Here is a 3,195-nt window from a genome sequence, read left to right as displayed (position 1 = left end):
CGACCGCCGCGCCGCCGCGTGTCGAGACCGCCGATCCCGCCGCCCAGCCCGCGCCGGCGCCCACCGGCCCTGTCGCCATGCAGGCCCGCCGGGCCGGCGGCACCGTCCGCATTCTCGTGCCCTTCACCCGCGATACGCCCGGTGCCGTCTTCCAACGCGGCGACACGCTCTGGCTCGTCTTCGACACGCTCGAGGAGGTCGCCCTCGCCGGGCTCCAGGCCGAGGCTGCCGGCATCTTCTCCTCCGTCGACGCCTCCCGCTCGCGCAACGGTATCGCGGTGCGCATCGGCCTCGAGCGACAGAGCCTCGCATCGGCCAGCCGTGACGGTCTCGCCTGGATCGTGACGCTGGCCGACAGCGTGCTGGAGCCGCCGCGCCCGATGCATCTCGCCCGCGCCAGCGAGCAGGGCGACAGGCTCATCGCGACGGTCGATTTTCCCAATGCCGGATCGGTCCATCGCCTCGCCGACCCGCTGGCGGGTGACACGCTCCTGGTGGTCACCGGTGCAGGGCCAGCCCGCTCCTTCGTCCAGCCGCGCGAAATGGTCGAGTTCGTGGCGCTGGCGGGCAGCCACGGTCTCGTGTTCCAGCCTCTCGCCGACGATCTGACGGTCACCATCTCCGGCGATCAGGTGAATATCGGTCGGCCCTTCGGCCTGCAGCTGAGCGCCGGCCTCGCAAGGCCGCCTGCATTGCAGCGTATGGTCCGCCGGCCCCGCACCATCACCTTCGATCTCGAACTCTGGGCGGCGGACGAGCTCGCGCCGTTCCGCGAGCGCGAGAGCGATCTCCTCGCCACCGCTTCGGCGGTCCACGACACGCAGCGCACGGCGAAGCGCCTCGATCTCATGCGCTTCTACATGGCGCAGCAGCGCTGGCCGGAGGCGAAGTCCGTCCTCGACGCCATCGTGCGCCAGGACCGGCGGATCGCCGAGGACGGCACGATCCAGGGGCTGCGGGGCGTGGTCTCGATCATGATGCACCGGCCGGCCGACGCGATGCGGGAATTCGCCCATCCGGCCATGGCCAATGCGCCGGACGTCGCCCTGTGGCGCGCGACGGCGCTCGCCATGGACGGGCGGTCGCGCGAGGCGCACGACATGTTCGAGGGTTCCGACGTGTCGCCGGCCACCCTGCCGCATCCGCTGGCGCGGGCGATCCTGGTGCGCGCCATCGAGGCGGCGCTCGACAGCGGTGCCGTCGAGCGCGCCGACAAGCATCTCGCCGAGCTGCAGGAGATCGGCGTTCCGCCGGCCGCCGAGCAGCAGTTCGCATTGCTGCGCGGGCGCGTTGCCGAGGCCAAGGGCATGGACCGCGAGGCCCTCGTCGCCTATGTCCGCGCCGCCAACGGCGTCGACCTGCCCGTCCGTGCCGATGCCGAGCAACGGCTGGTCGCCGCCCGCCACCGTCTCGGCGAGATCGACCGCAAGGCGGCGATCGAGGAGCTCGAGGTGCAGAGCTACGGCTGGCGCGGCGACGAGGTCGAGGCCCGCACGCTCGCCCTTCTCGCCAAGCTCTATGCCGATCAGGGCCAGTTCCGCGAAGCCTTCACCACCATGCGGCTGGCGATGCGCGCCCATCCCCGCTCGGAATCGGTCCGCGGCATGCAGGACGATGTCGCCCGCCATTTCGAGCGGCTGTTCCTGGACGGCAATGCCGATCAGATGAAGCCGGTCGATGCGCTGGCGCTCTATTACGATTTCCGCGACATGACCCCGCAGGGGCGCCGCGGCGACGAGATCATCCGGCGCCTCGCCGACCGGCTCGCCGGCATGGACCTCCTCGATCAGGCGGCCGCGCTGCTGCAGCACCAGATCGATCGGCGCCTGACGGGCGCGGCGCGGTCGCAGGTCGCGGCCCGGCTGGCCTTGATCCATCTGAGCAACCGCAAGCCTGCGGCGGCCCTCCAGGCGCTGCGCGCCACGCGCCTCGCCGATCTGCCGGAGGAACTGCGGGTCCAGCGCTACCTGCTCGAGGCACGCGCCCATGCCGATGCCAACCGGCCGGACCAGGCGCTGGAAATGCTCTCCGGCATCCGGTCGCCCGAGGCCGAAATGCTGCGTGCCGACATCCACTGGGGCGCCCAGCGGCACCGCGAGTCGGCCGAGCAGAGCGAGCGCTGGGTGTCGGCGCGCTCCGGCAATGCCCCTCTCGGCGGTGAAGAGCGGCGTCATCTCCTCAGGGCGGCGATCGGCTATGCGCTGGTCGACGACACGCTCGGCCTCGATCGCCTGCGCAACCGCTGGCGCGACGCCATGAAGGGAACGCCGGACGAGCGCTCCTTCGACGTGGTGACCTCGCCCATCGAGGCGCGCGGCGTCGAATATCGCGAGATCGCCCGTTCGATCGCCGACCGCGACACGCTGGACGGCTTCCTGCAGAACTACCGCGAGCGTTATCCGAGCGAGACGCCGGGGGCGGGGACGCCGCAGCAGCAGTCCGATACGCCGACCGGAACGCCGCGCCAAGGCTGAGGCGGGCCGGGCTCAGCATCGTCCGGACGGCAACAGCCGCGCTAGGTGCCGAAACTTCGCACCAGGCTGCCGGCGACGAGATTCCAGCCGTCGACGAGCACGAAGAAGATCAGCTTGAACGGCATCGAGACCGTGATCGGCGGCAACATCATCATGCCCATCGACATGAGGACCGAGGCCACGACCAGGTCGATGACGAGGAAGGGCACGAAGAGCAGGAAGGCGATCTCGAAGGCGCGGCGCAACTCGGAGATCATGAAGGCGGGGACGAGAACGCGGAACGAGACCTCCTGGGGGGTCGCCGGCACCGGCTCGCGGGACAGCTCCTGGAACAGCGCCAGGTCATTTTCCCGCACGTGTTTCAGCATGAAGTCGCGGAAGGGCCCCGAAGCGCGCTCGAAGGCCTGTGGCAGTTCGATCTGGTTCTCGATCAGCGGCCTGACGCCGAGGTCGTAGCTCTGCTGTAGCGTCGGCGCCATGACGAAGCCGGTCAGGAAGAGCGACAGGCCGACGATGACGGCGTTGGGCGGCGCGGTCTGGGTGCCGATGGCCGTGCGCAGCAGCGAGAGCACCACGGCGATGCGCACGAAGCTCGTCACCATGATCAGGATCGACGGGGCGACCGACAGGAGGGTGATGTGGCCGATGAGCTGGATGACCCGCTCGTTGTCGCCGGCACCCTGGCCGAGATTGATCGAGATGTCCTGGGCGGCGGCCGGAC

At 70.3% G+C, this 3,195-nt stretch carries 1 protein-coding gene and 1 pseudogene; one reads left to right on the top strand and one right to left on the bottom strand.

All coding sequences use genetic code 11. The features are described from left to right. Positions 1-2,474: pseudogene (locus Q8O26_RS03425) on the top strand (tetratricopeptide repeat protein); the annotation flags it as partial. A 41-nt stretch (positions 2,475-2,515) separates the two neighbouring features. Here Q8O26_RS03425 and fliP read toward each other — a convergent pair. Beyond that, on the bottom strand, positions 2,516-3,195 hold a 680-nt coding region (fliP, locus tag Q8O26_RS03420), incomplete at its 5' end, for a flagellar type III secretion system pore protein FliP (protein WP_305573496.1).

It is taken from the genome of Phreatobacter sp. (assembly GCF_030691135.1).
Classification (GTDB): domain Bacteria; phylum Pseudomonadota; class Alphaproteobacteria; order Rhizobiales; family Phreatobacteraceae; genus Phreatobacter.
This window is presented reverse-complemented; position numbering and strand designations above follow the sequence as displayed.